Annotated in this window: 13 protein-coding genes; 7 read left to right on the top strand and 6 right to left on the bottom strand. The window is 42.1% G+C overall.

All coding sequences use genetic code 11. The annotated features are described in order from the left end of the window. Positions 1-228 precede the first annotated feature (228 nt). The 5 genes from PN499_RS10200 to PN499_RS10180 all read left to right on the top strand — a co-directional run bounded on the left by PN499_RS10200 (position 229) and on the right by PN499_RS10180 (position 3,799). Positions 229-909, top strand: coding sequence for an exonuclease (locus PN499_RS10200; RefSeq protein ID WP_272031736.1), 681 nt, complete (start codon positions 229-231; stop codon positions 907-909). Positions 910-979: 70 nt separating this feature from the next. Continuing rightward, positions 980-1,873, top strand: a complete 894-nt coding sequence (locus tag PN499_RS10195) for a hypothetical protein (protein WP_272031734.1) — start codon at positions 980-982, stop codon at positions 1,871-1,873. A 400-nt stretch (positions 1,874-2,273) separates the two neighbouring features. Continuing rightward, positions 2,274-2,735 (top strand): CBS domain-containing protein, encoded by a 462-nt coding sequence (locus tag PN499_RS10190; RefSeq protein WP_272031732.1) that lies wholly within the window; start codon positions 2,274-2,276, stop codon positions 2,733-2,735. A gap of 81 nt (positions 2,736-2,816) precedes the next feature. Continuing rightward, positions 2,817-3,479 (top strand): phycobilisome degradation protein NblB, encoded by a 663-nt coding sequence (gene nblB, locus PN499_RS10185; RefSeq protein WP_272031730.1) that lies wholly within the window; start codon positions 2,817-2,819, stop codon positions 3,477-3,479. A gap of 104 nt (positions 3,480-3,583) precedes the next feature. Further along, complete coding sequence (locus PN499_RS10180) at positions 3,584-3,799, top strand: hypothetical protein (RefSeq protein ID WP_007357859.1); 216 nt, start codon at positions 3,584-3,586, stop codon at positions 3,797-3,799. A gap of 125 nt (positions 3,800-3,924) precedes the next feature. Here PN499_RS10180 and PN499_RS10175 read toward each other — a convergent pair whose 3' ends face one another. The 6 genes from PN499_RS10175 to PN499_RS10150 form a co-directional block, all read right to left on the bottom strand. Continuing rightward, on the bottom strand, positions 3,925-9,360 hold the full coding sequence (locus tag PN499_RS10175) for a trifunctional serine/threonine-protein kinase/ATP-binding protein/sensor histidine kinase (RefSeq protein WP_272031728.1): 5,436 nt from the start codon (positions 9,358-9,360) through the stop codon (positions 3,925-3,927). Positions 9,361-9,558: 198 nt separating this feature from the next. After that, positions 9,559-10,989 (bottom strand): hypothetical protein, encoded by a 1,431-nt coding sequence (locus PN499_RS10170; protein ID WP_272031727.1) that lies wholly within the window; start codon positions 10,987-10,989, stop codon positions 9,559-9,561. A gap of 140 nt (positions 10,990-11,129) precedes the next feature. Next, positions 11,130-11,897 carry a hypothetical protein gene (locus tag PN499_RS10165; RefSeq protein ID WP_272031725.1) on the bottom strand — a complete coding sequence of 256 codons (768 nt, stop codon included), beginning with the start codon at positions 11,895-11,897 and terminating at the stop codon, positions 11,130-11,132. Beyond that, positions 11,894-14,449 carry a CHASE2 domain-containing protein gene (locus PN499_RS10160; protein WP_272031722.1) on the bottom strand — a complete coding sequence of 852 codons (2,556 nt, stop codon included), beginning with the start codon at positions 14,447-14,449 and terminating at the stop codon, positions 11,894-11,896. Before PN499_RS10160 ends, PN499_RS10165 begins: the two co-directional genes overlap by 4 nt. A 12-nt stretch (positions 14,450-14,461) precedes the next feature. Continuing rightward, positions 14,462-15,787 carry a DUF1822 family protein gene (locus tag PN499_RS10155; protein ID WP_272031721.1) on the bottom strand — a complete coding sequence of 442 codons (1,326 nt, stop codon included), beginning with the start codon at positions 15,785-15,787 and terminating at the stop codon, positions 14,462-14,464. A 251-nt stretch (positions 15,788-16,038) separates the two neighbouring features. After that, on the bottom strand, positions 16,039-18,300 hold the full coding sequence (locus PN499_RS10150) for a sensor histidine kinase (RefSeq protein WP_272031720.1): 2,262 nt from the start codon (positions 18,298-18,300) through the stop codon (positions 16,039-16,041). A 240-nt stretch (positions 18,301-18,540) separates the two neighbouring features. On the opposite strand from PN499_RS10150, the gene PN499_RS10145 reads away from it, so the two are divergent. Next, positions 18,541-18,891, top strand: a complete 351-nt coding sequence (locus PN499_RS10145; protein ID WP_272031719.1) for a hypothetical protein — start codon at positions 18,541-18,543, stop codon at positions 18,889-18,891. A 130-nt stretch (positions 18,892-19,021) separates the two neighbouring features. After that, the gene (locus PN499_RS10140) at positions 19,022-20,611 is read left to right on the top strand and encodes an Hsp70 family protein (protein ID WP_272031718.1); all 1,590 of its coding nucleotides are present in this window, start codon (positions 19,022-19,024) and stop codon (positions 20,609-20,611) included. Positions 20,612-20,732 lie beyond the last annotated feature (121 nt).

Genomic DNA, 20,732 nt, shown 5'->3' with positions numbered 1-20,732 from the left:
GCATTAAAAATCTTTATATTTTTTTAAGGGTTGACCAATTAATAACACTTGACAGCCACCCGTGACTGTGTTGTAAGATAAGCAGAGTATGCAGATGAGTGTTACTCGACAGGCAAGTACGCAAATGATTGTCTATCTTGACCATCTAGCCAAGTAGGCCCAGGCAATATCCTCAGCCTCCTAGCAAACGTCACACCCATACCCCTAATCTCTGATTAAGGAAAAAACATGAAATCCAAACTTTGGTCAAACAACCCCCTCCCCCGCCACAACGCCAAACCCATTAACAAAAACGGTATCGGATTTTCAATGGACGACTTTGGAAATAGCGCTCCCAACGTCACACCTATCCTAGAATCTACCAGACCCCCAGAAGAAATAGCACGACTTGTAAATTGGCGAAAAAGTAAAGGAATCAAAGCCAACGACATTTTAAACATCGGCAGACAAGGCCACCGCCAAATAGAACGATTCCTTAATGGTGAAAATATGCCTTGTTCTTCCTTACTCGAACCCTACTGGAACAAATTGCTACCCACCTTACAAGAATTACATCACATTAGACTTGTAGAAGGAAACGTTTTCAACTTTTACAAAGGATACGCAGGTCGAGTTGACTGCGTAGGTCGCCTTTATGACTTGCCAGAATGCGCGATAGAATTCAAGTTTTCCGATGAAATTAAACCCATCCACGAAAGTACAAAATTACAAGTAGCTGCCTATATCGGAGCCTTAAATCGTCAGTACGGCCCGCCTTATGGAGTAAAAATCACTCAAGGTCTTGTCATTGTCGCTACTCCTAATGAGGTTGACATCAATTTATTAGATGAAGTGGAAGTAATGAAATACTGGAAACAATGGGAGAATAAAGTAGAGCGTTTTTGGAAATTGCAAAGATTTGCAGCTTAGAGCATTCTATCGGCGAGATCGCTCTTTTTTTTGCTACAATAAAAAAAGCGGTATATTCCATCCTCTCATAATGACTCGTTTCATCCACGACCAATTTGCCAAAGACTACCTAGAGGAATTACTCTCACCACTAGGGGAAATACAATCACCTCGCCGCGTCGCCGGGGAAGTCCGCCAAATTGATGTTTACTTCGTCCCAAATCCCACAGCAACAGCCGATAGAAATGCACTAGGATTATTAGGCAGACTCGCGACAACTACCGCTCTTTTTGAACCATTCCGCAATCCTGCCACACCCCCAGAAATCTGCGATTGTCTGTTAAAATTGCTAGAAGTAAGGGGCGAATTGCAGAGAGAAGCCAACCGCAACTCACGCAATCTATCCGAGTCTGAATTGCCGAAATTGTGGATACTTACTCCCACAGCATCAGCACAATTATTATCAGGTTTCGGTGCTACCCTCATAGCAGATTGGGACTCTGGCGTGTACTTCATGCCAGAATATTTAAGAACAGGCATTATCGCCATCCACCAATTGCCCAGAATTCCCGAAACCCTGTGGCTGAGAATTCTAGGTAGAGGTAATGCACAAAAACAGGCAATTGACGAACTAGAAGCATTACCAGCGGATAGCCCCCTCCGCACAAATGCGCTAGAATTGTTTTATCAATTGCAGGAAAACTTAGGTTTTAATCAAAGTTTAGCAGTAGAGGATAGGGAGTTAGTTATGCGATTACGACCTCTTTTTCAAGAACGATTGGCAGAAGTAGAACGACTCGGAGAACAGCGCGGTGAAAAAATTGTTGTAGAAAATTTATTGCGCGTCAGGTTTGGCTCATTAGATGAGGAATTATCAGCAATTATTGAGCCTTTATTAGCTTTGTCGCCAGAAGAATTTACCCCCTTGCTGGTGCAGTTATCCCGCGAGGAACTGTTAGCTAGATTTAGAGAGCAAAATCTTTAGCTATCGTAAATACCCGGACGATCTGAGGCGGCATGAATAAAGCTTAACTTTAATAAGACTTACGCAGGTCGTTCCAGAAACCGGGTTTTTGAGAGCATCTGTGGGTAACAACGAAGTATTTTCGTAAAAAACCCGGTTTCTTTGCTTGGGTGCGTAATTCCTGTTTACTCTACAATACGATTTGTTTGGCGGTGCGATCGCACCCCTAAATTCTCTGACCCTTAAAAAGTCCGATCGCGATCGCCCTCTATTTCTGGCAGAGGTCAGCATTGCTCCAGCTATATCTTTAATATATCTTAACAATTTTCTCAGATCATCCCTACTTCTATATGGGGATAGGTCTGTGTCGCGCTTTCCTCTATGATCTACCCAGAGAGATCAATCGAATCAACCGCCGATCATGCCCAAAACTGTAGCCGACGTAATGACCCGCGACCCCATCTTGGCGCGACCTGAAATGCCTCTTTCCGAAGCCATTAAGATTTTGGCCGAACGGCGGATTAGTGGCCTGCCAGTGGTGGATGAAAATGAGAAATTAGTAGGCGTTATCTCCGAAACAGACTTGATGTGGCAGGAAGTAGGGGTAACGCCCCCAGCATATATCATGGTACTCGATAGCGTGATTTACTTGGAGAATCCCGGCCGTTACGAACGAGAACTCCACAAAGCTTTAGGACAAACGGTTGGAGAAGTGATGAGTCGCGAGCCCATTACTATTACACCCGATAAATCTCTCCCAGAAGCAGCGCGACTAATGCACGAGCGTAGCATCCATCGCTTGCCAGTCCTCGATCCCGCTGGCAAAGCGATCGGCATTCTGACGCGAGGAGATATTGTCCGAGCAATGGCCGCCGAGTATTAATTATCAACCAAGAGTTAACGGTTAACAGTTAACCGTTAACAATTACCAATTAACAATTACCAATTAGCAATTACCAATTTAATGAGTATTACCCCTGAGTCTGTCCAGCAATTGCTAAGTTCCCAGGATCTAGGCGATCGCTTACAAGCATTGAATAAAATGCGCCAACTAGAACCGGCCACAGCTTTCGACCTGATCCAAGGTGCGATCGTCGATAAAAATGTCCGCGTCCGATATGCGGCCGTCAGTCAGATGGCTACCCTCGGCGAACAGAATTTACCTCAATCATTGAAAGTCCTCCGCGCAAGCCTCAAAGACCCCGAACCAGACGTGCAAGCCGCCGCCGCTGATGCCTTGGGTGCTTTGAAATTAACCGCAGCTTTTGAAGAATTGGAGCAACTTTACCACAGTACCTCCGAGTGGCTAGTCCAACTCAGCATCGTTGCCGCCTTGGGAGACATGGGAGAACCGCGAGCTTTTGAACTGTTAGAAGTTGCTCTCCAATCCAGCAACGAACTGATCCAAACCATTGCCATTAGCGCATTAGGGGAATTAGGCGATAGTCGAGCAGTCCCCGCGATCGTACCCTACGCCTCCAATCCTGACTGGCAGGTGCGCTACAGAGTTGCCCAAGCTTTGGCACGCTTAGGCGGCCCTGAAGCTGAAGCCACTCTCAAAACCCTAGCCAACGACGAAGTGCAACAAGTTGCCCAAGAAGCCAAAGCTGCACAAAATACCAACTAATTTACACTAATTTAAAAGGTTGCCAGGGATGCCCTCTCCCCTCGCGACGCGCTACGATCCAATTATTGCTACCGCTGGCGAAAAGCAGCGCAAGGAGACCAAAAATGTTCCTCAACGAACTAACCCCAGTGCTAAAAGAACTAACCCAGCAGCCGATCGCTTTCTTGGGCGGATTTGTTTCTGGCCTGCTGCGACTCAACCTTTACGACGACCCAGTAAAAAGCTGGCTCGACCAGCAAACTGGTTCGACTTCCTACACTCCCCCTACTGAAGAAAACAACGGTAATAGTAGTGGGCCTCAGTCCATTAACATCGATTAACTATCACAATTTGGCGATTAAAATCGCGTCTACACAAGCAAAGTCTGCCTATCCAGACTGTAGAATTTCAACCCGCGTAGGCGGGTTTTGTCTGTATAGACGCGGTTTCAACCGCCCAGTCAAGCTTAGTGATGAGGTGCCAGCGGAATCTCAATAATAAACTCACTACCCTCAAAAGGTGCGGAAATACAAGTCAAATTTCCACCGTGAGACTTAACAACAATAGAGTGGGAAATAGACAGACCCAAACCAGTACCAGACCCCACAGGCTTCGTTGTAAAGAAAGGGTCAAAAATCTTGTGAACCACATCAGGAGTCATACCAGGCCCGTTATCAGCAATTCTAACGATCGCATTTCTACCTATAACCTCAGTGCGAATTGCGATCGTAGGTTTTTTCTCTGCATCTTCGCTATTACTTCTCACAGATTCCAAAGCATCAATCGCATTGGTAAGAATATTCATAAACACCTGATTTAACTGAGAAGCATAACAGGTAATCTGCGGCAGTTCAACGTACTCTTTAATCACATCAATGCCTAATTTTCCCCCTTCTTTTCTCAGACGGGGCTGCAAAAGCATAACCGTACTATCAATGCCAGAATGAATATTAACCGGCTTCATTTCTGCTTCATCAAGGCGCGAAAAATTCCGCAAACTGAGAACAATATCGCGGATGCGTTCTGCGCCTACCTTCATCGAATCCAGAAGTTTTTCCAAATCTTCTACTAAGAATTCCAATTCTACTCTATCTATTTCCGATTGAATTTCAGGTGCAGGTGTGGGATAGTGTTGCTGGTAAAGGTAAATGATATTTAGCAAATCTTTGACGTATTCACTAGCTGGAGTTAAATTACCGTAGATAAAACTGACAGGGTTATTAATTTCATGAGCTACACCAGCCACCATTTGCCCCAAACTAGACATCTTTTCAGTTTGGATGAGTTGGGCTTGAGTAACTTTTAGTTCCACTAAAGTTTGTTCTAAACGCCCATTTTTTTCGTTTAATTCCTGCGTGCGTTCTTGCACTTTTTGCTCCACTGAAGCATAAAGCAAAGCATTTTCTAGCGAAATAGCAACTTGAGAAGAAAGCAGCCTTAAAACTTCCAATCTGTCAGGAGTAAATACCCCAGTGGTTAAATTATTTTCCAAATATAGAATCCCGATGAGTTTGCCTTGATTGATAATCGGCGTACACAAAAGAGATTTGAGTTGCTGTTTGACAATATAAGGATCGGCGGCAAATCTTCCCTCAGCAGCAGCATTACTTAACACCACATCAGATCGAGTCCTCTCAACATAATTAATCACGCTCACAGGTAAATCTTGAGATTCCTCAAGTGGAGTTGATTGTTGCACAATAACATCTTCTGTAGCTGTTCTTCCCGATTTGTTTGCTAAACCTCCCGCTACAGATGCTTGAGCAGAAATCAGCAATTTTCCTTCACTCAGCAAGATCAAAAATCCAGATTGCGCTCCAGCATTTTCAATGGAAATTTTCATCAATGAAGCCAGCAATTTATCGAGAAAAATCTCACTAGAAATTGCTAATGATGCTTTCATTACTGTAGCTAAATCTAGAGCCCGTGCATCGCTACCAGTAGAGGTGTGAATAGTCGCATTTAAGGAATTTTTAAAGGTTTTACTAGCTATTACTGCGTCGCGTAAATAAGGATATTTTTCCTCTAAATCTTCCACTTTCCGAGTAGCACCCCAGCGTTTATAACCGGAGTAAGCTTCGTGTAAGTGGATGTTGGCATACTTCGGTTTGTCTTTACTAAACCAAAAATTTGCTGCTAGTTCATTTGCCAAAGCTTCATGCTGAATATACTCATTTTTCTTAGCTAAAGATATAGCGCGATCGTAGAAATCAATTGCCTCTGATTCTTGACCAGAAATACGCGCGATTTCTGCTCCCACCAACAGGTACTTGTGCAGGAAATTTTCGGGACTGTTTTCTGCCCAGATTTTCATCTGCTTTTGATTAGATTCTAACTTCGCTCCATATTCCTTTTGCTCATCTTCTGAAACTTGAGAGTAAAGAGCAGCGAATATTAACGACGCATAAAAATTATATTCTGTAACTGGAAAAATCCCGGTGATAAAACTTAGTTGCTTTTCCGCAGATAAAACCCATTTGAGTGCTTCAGTTAGATTCCCATAACAATAAAAAACCTGAGCTTTAAAAATATTATAGAAGCACAGCGTAAAAAAGTTTTGATGTTCCTGGCAACTTTCGATATACTCTAATTCGGTGATTCCTTCGTTACTAAAATCATTTTTTTCTGAAGTCAGCTTACTTAAGTTACGCAGAATTAATTGCAATCCATTTAATGTATCCGTAACCATCTGATTTTTAGTCTTCAGGGAAAATTGTAAATAGCTAGGCACTTCTGTCAGCAGTGGGCCAATATTTTTACCTTGAAAAAATGAGTAAATCGCTTTATAATTGAGAATATAGCCTGCATACTGTAAATCTCCAGAGTTCAAAGCGGCTTTATACCCTTCATTATTAATAGGAATAGACTCTTTTAGATGTTGAAACCAGTAACTTAAAGCATTAGCAAATACAGTAGAAACTTTACCTTTGAGTTCTAAAGTTCCAAATTTATCAGTTAGTTTCAGCGCCATTAAACCAAACTCGTAAGCTGATTTATACTCTCCAAATACTGCATTCAGGAGAATTCCATAATTAGCATAAGAGAAAGATGATTCAGGAGCATGACCGTATTTGAGAGAAAGATTAACTGATTTGAGGATGCTAAAAGTCCACAAAGCAGGATTAATAAAGTAAGCCGATGGCAACAAATTATTGAATAATTTTAAGGCGACTTTTTTCTCCGGCAACGTCATTTCAGGTTCATCTATTAATACCGCCACTTCTTTATTACCTTGACTGGCTTTGGCTTCTGCAAATTCGGCTCCAATTGCCGCATCTAAACCATCTTCAGGTAAGTCAATTCCTAGCAAGGTAATAGCATTTTTCCCGGCTCTGACTGCTTCTTCATTTTTCCCGCGCAAAGCATACTGTACGAGAAGAAGATTATAAATTTCTGCCTTTTCTAAATCCGATCTCGTCTTCATCAGAGTTAGGTTGATAAATTCTTCGGATTGCTCAAAATTGCCATTTAAATATTCAACTTCAGCCCGTTCTTTATGCAAAGCTATAGCTAAGTCGTAATCTGCATTCCAAATATCTTCAGTTAAGCCGTCCATGCTGGCAGTTAAATATTCCCTAGCGGCAACGTAAGCTGTTGCCTCTTTAGCTTTTCGCGCTGCTTCTAAGTTCAATATTGCTAATTCCATCTGTTCTTCTTCGTCTAGGATTAGCGACCTACCAACATTGAGATGATCTACTAATTCAAAAATTCTTTCGGATCGATATTCCTTGGGAGTATTTGCCAAGATTTGGCGACCAATTCTGAGGTGAACTGCTTTTTTTTGCGAGTCCTCAATCAGGGTATAAGCTGCCTGTTGCACGCGGTCGTGCAAGAATTTATAATTGAGAATTAGTAAGGGGTAGTGAGTCAATTCTACGGACTTAGCTTCTAAGTCGGAAGTTGGGAGAATTAACCCTTCTTGAATGGCTGGTAAAAGAGCATGAAAAGTTTCCGATGCTTCTTTTTCATGGATGAGAGAAAGGGTATTTAAATCAAATTGGTTGCCCAAACAAGCAACAAGGCGTAAAATTTGCTGCGTTGATTCTGGGAGTTTCTTTAATTTCTGGATCATCAATTCTACTACATTATCCGTGATGGCGCACTGCTCAATATCAGAAATGTTCCATTGCCACTCACCTTTACTGCCAGACTGCGGAGGAGAAAAAGTTAATAGGTTTTCTTGATAGAGAGTTTTCAAGAATTGATTGACAAAGAAAGGATTGCCATCAGTTTTACTAATTACCAATTCTGCAATTGGTTTTACTGATTCTTTATCACTGTGTAAAGTCTCAGCAATCAAATTAGTAACGTGCTCAACATCTAACGGTGCTAAAATAATTTCGTTAATAATCGCTTCCTGGTTTCGCAGATTTTCCAGGGTCATTATTAAAGGATGTGTGGGACTGACTTCGTTATCGCGATAAGCACCAATTACAAACAAATATTTTGTCTCTTCATCGGAGAAAATTAATTCTATCAGTTTAAGGGTAGCAGAGTCAGCCCACTGCAAATCATCTAGAAAAATTACTAGAGGATGTTCCTGCTGACAAAATACCCGGATAAAGTTTTGAAAGACTAGGTTAAAACGATTTTGGGATTCAGTTGGTCCTAATTCTGCTACGGGAGATTGTTGGCCCACAATCAATTCTATTTCTGGGATGACATCGATAATAATTTGTCCGTTAGGGCCAAAGGCATTGCGGAGTTTTTCGCGCCATACTGTTAGCTGCGTTTCACTTTCTGTCAGCAATTGCCGCACTAATTCGGAGAAAGCGCTGACTACGGCTGAGTAGGGAGTAGTTCGCTTGTACTGGTCAAATTTGCCCCAGATGAAATAACCATGTCTGTTGGTAATAGGTTTTTCTAGAAGCCTAACTAATGCTGATTTACCAATCCCAGAATAACCAGCAATTAGCATCATTTCGCCCCCCCTGCTCTCGGAGTAAGGGGTGTTGACACGCTCAAAGGCTGCTAGCAACGTTTCTATTTCTTTTTCTCTGCCATAAAGCTTTTTGGGAATTTGAAATTTGTCCGAAATATCTTGGCTACCGAGAGGAAATTCGGCAATATATCCAGAGGTTTGTAATTGAAAAAGACAGGATTCTAAATCAGCTTTAATTCCCCAAGCACTTTGATATCTTTCCTCAGCAGTTTTAGCGAGCAATTTCATTACAATGTTAGCAAGAGCTTGCGGAATTTCAGGTGTAATTTCGCGAGGAGAAATTGGCTGTTTAGCGATGTGGCAGTGAACTAATTCCATCGCATCGGTAGTGTCAAAAGGCAATTTGCCTGTCAGCAGTTCATAGAAGGTTGCACCGAGGGAATAAAAATCAGTGCGATAATCTACAGCTCGGTTCATTCTGCCCGTTTGTTCGGGCGACATATAAGCTAAAGTACCTTCTAAAATATTGGGATTTTTAATCTGAGTATTTTCGCGGGTCAATTCTGTAGCAATGCTAAAATCAATGATTTTGAGCTGCCCAGTAGTAGGATTAACAACAATATTGGAGGGATTAATGTCTTTATGAATAACATTTTTTGCGTGAATTTCTCCTAAACTTTCAGCGATTTTGATCGCCATAGTTAAGAATCCAAAAAATGTCAGTTTTTGGGAGGACATGAATATTCTTAAGGATTCACCGCCAAAGTCTTCTAATATCATTACTAAACTGTTCCTAAAAGGTTGTAAGCTATAGGCTTTGACAACGCTATCTAGGTTTAGATTCTGAATAATTTCATACTCAAGTCTATATCTCGCAAGTTCTTCTGGTGCGGGATATTCTTCTTTTATAAGTTTAAGAATAACTGGTTGATTGTCCTGTTCGATGCGGCCGCGATAGACTAGGGATTTACTACTTTCGTAGATTAAAGCTATAACTGCAACGCCGGGAATCGCGATCATAGTGGGGTTCTCCCTGATTGAGTTTGATTTCTCGTTGCTATTGCTCATTATCACTCAAGGTTAATATAGATGAGCTTGATTGTGGGCGCTCCGCCCTATCTTGCGTTTTTAGTCGCTTTCAGTACCGGTTGATTGCTAAGGACGCTATATTTTCCGATAACAATGCCCGTTGCATCTGTTGCGATCGCACGACAATACTCATAATATCATTTTGTCGAGATAGCTGCAAAGTTTTTGGGAAAAAATACTACTTGCAAGATGGCTTTTTGCCATACTTGCTTCTGTTTCTGCTTCCTGAATCACGATATTAATTTGTTCGCTTAGAGCCTCTTCAATTTGTTTGTCCTGTTTCTGAAGCTGCTCTGGAGGGATGTAGGATTTTGCTACTTCTAAAATACGCTGGCGCAGCATACCTAGTAACTGATGTCTGACATCAGCACGAAAAGATTTGAGTTTAAGCAAGCGAGTCACTTGATACTGAGCTTGTAGTCCTACAGTAGCGGCAATTTCTCCCATAGTCCGTCCCTGACAATGAAATAGCTGAAGTCCCATCAAGAATTGTTTAATTTTCTTGGGATTTTGACGCTGAAATTGCTTAATCCATAAGTTTGTCACTTGGGCAATTGCATCCTCTAAACAAAGTAAAAGTTCCTGGCGATATAATTTCAAAAACTCTGTTTGTTCATCTCTATTTTCAAAATTATTTAAAGTTTCTGTAGAATTCAAAATGTTGACTGCATAGCTATTTTCTGAACTATCTAAAGATTCATATTTGGGAGAACCTCCTCGCACAGAAATCCGGTAATTTCGCAATTTCGATGCTAGCTGCTGTAGGAGTAGCATCACGATTTTAGGTAAAAACTTTTGGCTGGTTTTAGTTTCTATAAATTCTGCAATTTGTTGCAATTGCTCAGGTGTGGGTGGCTGGCACTGCCTCTTCCCTCCTGCTTGACGTTGCTGAAGTCTGGCGGTGCGGTAGACAGCATGATAAGCTTCTAAAAGTTGGCAAAATTGCTGGATTTCAAAGGATGTTAGTTGGTAAAAATCAGATAAAATTCGCTCTAGCTGTTTGGTACGAGTGTCGTTGAGTATTGCCCAATCGCTGACCATATAAACACCGCGTTCTAGCAAGAAAGAATTTAATTCAGAATGATGTTTTACCCTTCTATAAGTCCAGGTGCTTAAACTGCTCTGTTCTGGATCGAAGCTTTCCAGAATTATCTTAGCAATTGATTTGTAGGAACTAGAGGCACGAGCTTCACTGGAGAACTTGTTAAATCTGCCATCTTCAGAGAGGACAAATGGCAATAAATCCTGGTAAGTGAAGCCGTGAGCCGCCCCAAATTGGGTTTCAAGATGTCGGCAAGCTTGCTCAATGTGATGGGAAATAAAACAGAGCAAACAGCGTTCTGCAAATACAGATTTTTCTGATTGATGGGGAGGGGAAAATCTCATCCATTCCCGCAATTGGCGCTGAATTTCATCATCAGGTACATCGCCTTGTGCAGTATCAGTACCTTTGAGAAATTCTGAAGCAAAAAAGGCTTTTGCTTCGGCAATCACCTCGATTTTGCACCCTCCAGCAATATCAATTCTTACAAGTGTCCAGTATTTTGAAGCAGCACCCATAGCAATTACCCATTACCAGATGTATAGGAGAAGGCAGAAGGATTTAATCGTCTACTTTAATCATCTACAAAAGATTTTGCACTCTAAAAGCACAGAAGTAAAATGCAATAATAGCAATAGTTTTGGCAATTGGAAATATCCTATCCACCTCGTTTTTGATAGCTCTCATTTAATTTAAGACCATTATCCCTATTAGCCTGCCTAATTGACTTTCTGAAAGTAGCCAAAGGCTGACAAAACTGCTGGGGGATGTTTTGAATAAATTTTGCGAGAGCTTCTGAAGGATTTTGCACTTGATAAGCAGACTGTAAAACATCTGACCACATCTGGCGCTCGGCAAAATAATTTGCTTTGGCATAAGCAATCTTTTCTGGCGTAGCTCCCTCTTGCTGCAATTGCCTTTCTAAGCTGTTTAAATCTGCGGTAATGCGATCGCGTTCCTCGGCGGGTACGATTTGGAATGAAACTTGGAAAGTGGGGATATCCTCCCCATCTTCAAACAGCACCCAATCGTAACTTTCTCCCGGTTGCAGAGGCTGTCCGCTATAGGTGGCGCTGTTATTGCTAGGCGCGAGTTTCTGACTCCACATTACTTGCTCGCTACGCCGTCGGCGCACCTCTATTTTTGATATATTTCCTTGCCATAGAAATAAAGGGCGAAGGTTCCAAATTCTTATTTCTTCCCCTGACAAAGATTCGGGTGAGATGGTGCAGACGAGTTCAACTGGGCCCCGCGAACCTCCTGTTTCTTCCTTTCTAGGAGGTTCTTTCTCGTACAATTTATCCCAGGGTAACTGTTGCTCTTCTGTTTCTGCCATAGCATTTGGCACGGATAAATGTAGCAAAAACGGGAGGAAAATCAACGGTAAAGATAGCAAAAAAATGGTTAATCCCTTGTGAAATCTCATTTTGAATCCTTCAACAAACTATATCCCCAAAAACGTAAATCTTTGGCAGATTTTTTCTGATTTAATAATTTTACCAGTATGGGCAGGATGTAAATACTCAGCGTTGCAGCAGGTAGAACAAAAGGTAAAAGCACGGCAGCAGTAATGTAAAGTTGTAAGCTAATTAATCCATAAATGGTAGTTCCAATTAATATCGAACCAACTGCTTGCTGGCGATGTGCTAGGGCGAGTGCAGCCCCTTTTCCTAACAACACCGCTAGGCCGATCGTCCAGAGATCGGGAATAGGAATTACTAACCTTTTATGCAAGAAATGGTGTATCATGTAAGCGTGAGCTTCCCCGCCAGTAAAATAGCGGCGCTGCTTGTGGCGGCGCTGATTGAACCAGTACCTAAGTGCTGCGGGAATCCTAAAATTATCTTCCCCATCTCTAATTACCCCCGCTTCGCTATATCCTCCCGGTGCAATCAGCACAACTTGCTGCTGTAAATGCTGCAATTCCGGGGAATTAACTTCACTTTCCAGCAGTTGCCAAGCGGGGATATGCTGATAGATATATTCAGGTGGAACTGAAAAATCAATGATTGGTTGTAACCACATTTGCCCCCAATCATAAGACAAGCTGGTAATCGGTTGTAGTTGCGATGAAGGCGAGAATAATGTTTTGTAATTAAGTCCTTTTTCCCGATTAAGATATGCAATTGCTTCCGAGAAAAGTTCTGTCTTGCTGTCCAATCTAGGCGCAGGTAATTGAGACGAATCTTGATTTCCTGTTGCCAATTTTTGATTTGCTGCCACAGATGGCTGTGAATAAGCTTCTATGTTCAAATGATAGGCTAAAGCCAGCATATAAGCTAAGGGCATTTTTGCGGAACTAGAATTTTCTTCGGGTACTAATCTCATGTACCAGTGTACCATATTAATATGACCTTGAAAGCTCCAATTAGGGCTGGCAATTTCCGGCAGCACTTTTAGCCATCCTTCGGTATCGTCGCGGACAGATGCAAATACAAACCAAGTGGGGTGAGGTTTTTGAACGGCGGTTTGTATAGATTTAGAAAGTATGCGATCGCTCTCCTCGTGGGGACGATCTAATAAATAATCAATCCCTACAACTTTAGCATTACTTGCCGCAAGCTTGTCAATTAAACTAGCTAAATATTGGCGATTCATCGGCTTGGGATTAGAAATTTTAGCCTTGCGGATTGACTTATCATCAATTGCTACTAATAGCACTTTAGGGGTAGCACCTATCGGGAGTTGTCGGGTAATGTCGCGATAAATTGCTTGTACTAAAACGCGCTTTTCCAGCAGCCCATCTTGTACGGGAAGTGACAAACTAAGGAATGTTAAAATTGACAGCGCGATCGCTTCTATCCGAGTTGGTAAAAGACGCTTAACAAATTCTCTAACCCCGTAAGGTTTAATTTGAAAGAAAACTGCTCCCGGATGACAAAATAGCGAAGGAACTAAGCAAGTAGAGGGATAAGTTAGGCTCTTTTCCAATCGCAGATATTGACAAGCACCGACTAAAGAATCTTGTACATCTTTGTGTTGTGCAAGTCCTTGGAGAAACCGAGCTAAAAACACCTGCGCTACCTGATTATGAATGGGTTCTCGCATCACCGCTACTTGACTTAATCCTAAATCAATTAACGAATTAGCAATGGTCAAACCGCAACAAGAATTGAAGAGGGCAAACTTTAATCCTCGCTCTTTTGCTAAGAGAAGTTGAGGTTTGATTTCACTAATTGATATGCAGGTTTCGGGCGCGATCGCCAATTCTCCGCCCGTCATTGCTGTTTCATTGCTGTGTCCCGCAAAAAATAGTATATCCCAGCCTCTCTCATCGGCTAAAGCCTGACAAATATTAGCTTTCAATTCAGGAATATTTAATCCCGGTTGCCAACCTACAAACTTAATCTCAGCGATGCGAGAAAGGGAGCGCACTGCGGTGCGATCGCCCTGAAAATTTAATCCCGTCTCGTCTCCTAAAATTGCTAAAATCCTGGCTTTTTTTCCTCGTTTTTGCGGGGGATCTTTATCAGTTTCACTCCTAATATTTACAGGAGTCCGAACAATACGAATTTCCCCTAATCTCGGAAAATCAGCGCCGATTTCCCAAGATTCCCAAGGCAAGCGCTCGATCTCAACTGGATGACAAGTAAGGAATACATTAACATTTGAATTGTGGCTGCCCACAATTACCGACTCAGTAATTTCCGGTAATCTACTATTAGCAATTTCTGCTCGGATTTCAAATAACTCTGCACTTCGCAGCCAGTGATGAAATTCTGACAGTAATCTAGCTTCGGCTTGAATCAGTCTAGCGTGCCAATCTATGGGTGGCGGTGCAATGCTACCACTAGCTTCTACCCGCCCTCTCAGAGCTGATTTGTAAAAGCTTAAATAAATTCGCTGCCACTCTTGATATAAAGTCGCGATTGATTCTGGATAATTTAACGTTGCAGACAGTTGTTGTCCTGTACCCCAAGACAATTCAAACAGACAATTTTGAGCAAAACGCTGAATTTTTAACCTAAAAATTGTCATCGATCCCACTTTCTAATGAGGACGAAAAGCAAAGGGAGGTAATGTTAATCTTGCTCCATTGCTGAGGGCGAGAGTAACAGTAAATTGTTCGTCCCAGGTTCCCGCTACCAGACTGTAAAGATAGGGTTCAGCAGTGTTTTGGTTGAGGACTTGTTCAACCAGCACGCTCGTATTGTCACTGATTTGCATTCTTGTGCCTTCTGGGAGCCGAGTGCCAGAGGGGGAACCTCCTAATATTAACAGCAATTTCCACTCTGGGATATTTTCTGTTGACAGCATCGGCCAACTGAGGGCATAAAGCCGCAGGGAAATTGATGCTAGATTCAAGGTTTTGCAAGCTCCCCTCGCGGCTGCCGAAATTGCTGTACCCCGCCGCTCTAATTGGGTGACAATGGCTTCTAGTTCTTCAATGGGCGATCGCATTGCCGTCCCTCCAGCCAAACCTAACTTTTCTGAATTGAAAGCGGGAAGCAATACCCAAGACAATTCTCGCGCTAAATCATCCATTTCATCCCGTAACCACAGCCCGACATTTAATATTCTCTGAGTTAATTTAGACTCTTGATGGGGGCGTATTGACTCTTGATATAGCCAATTTAAAAGCGGCGGATTTGTCAGTATTTCTGTTGCTTTTTCCCAAGTTAATAGCTCCCATAGTTCTCGACTGCCAGCTCGTAACTGCGGCAATAGCGGAGACAATTGAGCCTGCATTATTGATAAGGTATCGATAGGGCGAACTGGGATAGAGGGGAGCGCGATCGCGTCTGGTTCTAAATACCGTAAATATAGCAGTAAATCATCAGAGTTACTATTAAAATAAGCTAAGGGTAAACGATATGTCCAGTCATTTTCTTTGGAAAAATTAACCGAACTAAATTGCTCGATTAATTGGTCATAACCAATAAAGCCAATAATTGTAGCTTCTTCAAGTTCTTCAGCTACTTCTACAACGACATAAAAATGAGCGGTAAATTCTGGCAAATCAATTACAGCTCTAGGAATAGATACTTTTTCCTCTGTTAAGCTGCCAATTGCTAGTAAGCAAATTTTGAAATCACCTAATTTTAGATTGCAAGCAGCTTCAATTATATTAGCATATTGTGGCTGTAAAATTGAGCATTCTTCCTGATTTAACGCAATTTTAGGTATACGTTCTTCCGCCCACTGACGGAAAGTAAACAGCGCTAAAACAGTCAAATAAGTTTGCCACTGCCGCCCTTGATTTTTAATTTGCTGGCTGATTTGGATTGCCTGGTTAATCGAGGCGGGAGCAAGTGGGATCGCTTCTATTTGTAAGCTTTCAAAGTCAAACTCAGAATTAGCTAAGTAATTTATCATTGGTTAATATCTCCTCCGAATTCAGCGTTGAAATAAAAGCTGTTCTGGCAGGTGAAGGTTTGTGCTGTCGATCTATATCTCCCAAAGTCTAGGGGGTATGCAAGAATAGTAGCAACAAGATTTACACATCGACCTATTTCTCATCATTCCCTTGCAGAGGAGGAGGTTGCGGGGTTGAGGTGGCATTACAAATAGTACAGTCTAGAGGCGTAAAAGCTTAGCTTGCCCGTTTTGTTTAAGACCGTAGCAGCTTATCCAACTCTACTGAGCACTCCTTGATTCGGCAATTCTACTATAAAAGTTGTTTGAAGATTTGCAGATTCTAAATGAATTGTTCCTCCTAAATGTTCTGCCAGCCTTTTAACTAATGCTAACCCTAAACCAGTTCCGCCCTGCTTCCAAGGATCGGCACTTTTAATTCGGTAAAATTTGTCAAAAATTCTGGCAAATTCCTCAGTCGGAATTTCAGTCCCAAAGTTGGTTATTTTTAGTTGAACTTTACCTGGTTGAGCGCTAACGGTGACAATGATTTGCTTACCAGGAGGCGTGTACTTGCAAGCATTATTTAACAACTCGCTGACCAGACGATCCAGGCTGGAAATATCAGAAACTAAGGGAGGTATTTGTGTTTGCGGAATGTCAATACTTAGGGTAAGTTGCCTAGCTTCCGCGCGTTCTTGAAAACCTTCCAGCAGTTGCGGTAGCCAATGCTGAATCTGAACTGTTTCTAACACTAAAGATTGCCTTCCCGCTTCTAGCCGTTGCAGATCTAACAAGTCATTAATTAAAGTAATTTCTCGATCGCATTCCCGCTGCAAAACTTCCAAGTATTGAGTTGCTTTTTGGCGGTGATGAGGCGATAGCTGATCCTGTTTCATACAGATTTCCAACATCCGAATTGCCATTTTCATGTTAGCAACTGGAGCTCGCAATTCATGAGAAACTGTACTCAAAAAGTCATCTTTAAGCCAGTTTAGTTTTTCCAGAGATTTCACTTGCGCTTGCGCGGCTTCGTAGAGCCTGGCTTGGCGGATGGCGATCGCACATTGATTTGCTACCTGCTGCACCATTCGTATTTCTAATTCCCGGAAAGCGTAGTCTCTATCATTAATTAACCACAAATCGCCGATCGCTCCCTGATCGTCAAAAATTGGGCAGGCTAGCATTGCCACTTTGCCGCGCACAGGATTAGGAATAATGTTGCAAAACTGTAAATATTGAGCTTGAAAAAGTAACTGGTAAATTTCTGGGTACTCTGCCATCAAAGCCACGCGACCTCGATCGGAAAACATCGAATTAGTCCACTCATAACAGATGGTTGATGTATCAGCATCAAGGTCATATAATGAGGCGTTACAACAGCGCACTCCCAGCCCTATTCCTAGTTCTTGAACAGCAATTTGTAAAATCTGCTTTTCATCCAGGGAATCGCGTACTTTATCGGTAATTCGCTTCAGCATTGCTTCAAAGTCGAGGGCCTGTTGCAGTTGGGCTGTACGGTCTTTTACTTGCTGTTCTAAACCCCTGTGGAGGCGTTGGGCGATCGCACTAACCAAGCGCTCTCGTTCTGTCTGCTGGTAGAGAGCTATTTCTGCGGCTTTACGCTTGCTAATGTCCATTGTTGTACCTACCATTCGTACTGGTTGACCCTTTTTATCGCTATGTAACTGAGTTTTTAAAACCATCCAATGAATGCTGCCATTACTCCAAATAACGCGAAAGTCAAAGTTGCAGTTCTTCTTTTCTTGAACAGCTAAATTTATAGTTTGACGTGCAAATTCGCGGTCTTCCTGGTAAACGCATTCGAGAAAAGCTTCGCAGTTTCCTTGAAAAGGACTTGACGCTAAACCTAATAGCTGTTCAGTGTTATGATACCAAAGCAGTTGATTAGTCAGAATGTTCCAGTCCCAGATGCCCGTGTTGGCAGCTTCCAAGGCTAATTTTAATCGTTCTTCCTGCTGCTGTAGCGATGAATTAACGAGTTTTATATTAGTTATATCAAAGGCGATAGCTAAATATTGGAACGGTTTTTCGCGAGCATCTAAAAAAGGAACAATTCTAACATCGAGCCAGAAATAGCTTCCATCTTTGGCTCTATTATGAATCTCTCCTTGCCAAACTTGCCCTCTAGAAATGGTTGACCAAATGCTGTTAAAGAACGCTTGAGAATGATTGCCAGAGTTAAGCAGACGTGGATCTTTACCAATCAGTTCTTGCCTAGAATATTGGGAGATTTGACAAAATTTATCGTTGAGATCGTTAATAAGTCCTTTAGAATCTAGTGCTACCCAGATAGCAGTTCGATCTAAAGCAGATTTGAGGTCAGACAATCCTTTGACTGATGGTGGGATTTCTGAGTTAGCCTGTTGGTCGGAGGAAAACTTGCCTTGACTGCCATTAGAACTTACAAAAATCTTACTTAGCAGACTTTTTAGAAGATTATTTAAGCAAGCCTTGATATTAAGATAGGTAGTATCAAAAGGCTGTTCTACAATGGTCGTAATCAAACTCATCATTAATACTCCGAACGGTAACGATTTTTATATTATTGCAACCTATCTTAAACATTTTTTGTATTTTTGATCTCATTCTTGAGTAGTAAGAAACTTAACTTAAAGGTAGAGAATTGAAAGTGCCATAACTTATTATTTACAATTCTACTGTGATTGTCGTCACTTGCATAAATTTTCTCACATATTAGAGTTAGTCTGTCAGCCTTTAAGTCAGAGAATATACTTAAATCTCAAACACCAATGACTGAAAACCAGGCTAGCTCAGTCTTTTCCGTTCTGAATTCTACTAATTACCAGGGCTTTCTACTTATAGAGGCAGTAGATTATGGAGTAGGCGATACCATGAAGACATTAAATCTAGAGGCATTGATACTTTTATTATTTTTGCTATGGTCTGTTTTTTGGATGCTTCAGTTATTCAGAAAAATTCTTGACCTCATCCTTCATCCTCAACCTTTCCTTATCGTAAGAGGTAGAGACGGCAGTGCAGATTTCGGAGTCGGAGATGTCGGTGATTTGGGTTGGGGTGATTCGGGTTGGGGTGATTCGGGTTGGGGTGATGGAGGTGGTTGTGACGGTGGTGGTGATTGATAATAACTAAATTTCTGGAAAAGCAACCTTGACAGATGATTACATCGAAATAATTGATCTAGTCCGGTTTGCTTTTGGGGGGCTGCATACCCTAGTATGATCTAGTCACGACTTGCTGCTTAATGACTGAATGGCGATCGCAATTGACTTTGGCACTAGCAACACCGTAATCGCTCGCTGGAATCAAGCCTCCCAGCAGCCAGAAACCTTGAAATTACCAGGTTTATCGCTGATCTCGGCGCAAAATCCGCCCCTAATTCCCAGTTTGCTCTATGCTGAGGACGCGGCCCAGGGTAAAGTGGTACTGGGTCAACAAGTGCGCGATCGCGGCCTCGACTTAAATGCAGACCCCCGATTTTTCCGTAACTTCAAACGCGGAATAGGCACTCCCATCCAGGGTTTTTTGCCAGAATTAGACGGTCAAATTGTCACTTTTGAACAAGTTGGTCAATGGTTTCTTAACCACATTGTCGGCTCAATCCGTGAATTGCCATTACCTGTAGATTCTTTAGTTTTTACCGTCCCGGTAGATAGTTTTGAAGCTTACCGCAACTGGCTAGGTAAAGTAAGTCAATCTTTACAAGTAGAACAAGTGCGGATGTTAGATGAACCCACCGCCGCCGCTTTGGGTTACGGTTTGGCAGATAGAGAAATTCTGCTAGTAATAGACTTTGGTGGCGGCACTCTAGATCTTTCTTTAGTTAGGTTAGATAATTCTGAGGGTAAAAAACCTCTAGGTTTCATTCTTAAATGGGGCGAAAAACTCCTCGCTGAATCTTCAGGACAAAAGCTAAAAACTGCCCGTGTTTTAGCTAAGGCTGGACAAAACTTAGGTGGTTCTGATATTGATAACTGGCTGGTAGATTATTTTGCCCAGTCGCAAGGATTGGCGAAATCTCCTTTAACAACTCGTTTGGCAGAACGCTTAAAAATTCAGTTGTCCCTGCAATCGAAGGCCACAGAAGTTTATTTTAATGACGAAACTTTTGAGAGTTACGAACTAGAATTAGAGCGCGATCGCTTCGAGGATATCCTTGCCGAACATCAGTTTTTTGATAACCTTGATGAGTGCATGAATCAAGTATTGCAGCAAGCGCGTCGTCAAGGTATAGAAACGGCAGACATTGATGCAGTTTTATTAGTTGGTGGGACAGTCCAAATTCCAGCAGTTCAAACTTGGGTACAAAAGTATTTTGACTCAACAAAAATTAGGTGCGAGAAGCCATTTGAAGCGATCGCGCACGGTGCTTTGCAACTAAGTCAAGGCGTAGAAGTGAAAGATTTTCTCTATCACAGCTATGGTATTCGCTATTGGAACCGCCGCGACAATTGTCACAGTTGGCATCCTTTGATTAAATCCGGCCAAGCTTATCCGATGAGCGAACCAGTAGAATTAGTATTAGGCGCATCTATCGAAAGTCAGCCCAGTATTGAATTAATTGTAGGGGAATTGGGGGCGGAAACTGGCGGCACGGAGGTTTATTTTGATGGCGATCGCTTGGTAACTCGTCAGCTATCTGGGAGGACATCTGTACAAGCACTTAACGATCGGGAGGGCGCACGCAGTATTGCTCAGTTGAATCCGCCTGGGTATCCGGGAAGCGATCGCATTAAAATCCTATTTCGAGTGGACAACCAGCGATTTTTGCGAATGACAGTAGAAGACTTGTTAACAACCCAAACCCTATTAGAAGATAAACCTGTTGTACAGCTAAGTTAGACTAATTGCTAATTGCTAATTGCTAATTGCTAATTGCTAATTGCTAATTGCTAATTGCTAATTAAACGTAGGGTGGGCGCTCGCCGCAACCAGCCTGTAACTCATAGAAGAAGATGGTTGC

Source organism: Kamptonema animale CS-326 (assembly GCF_028330895.1).
Taxonomy (GTDB): Bacteria; Cyanobacteriota; Cyanobacteriia; order Cyanobacteriales; family Microcoleaceae; genus Kamptonema; species Kamptonema formosum.
This window is presented reverse-complemented; position numbering and strand designations above follow the sequence as displayed.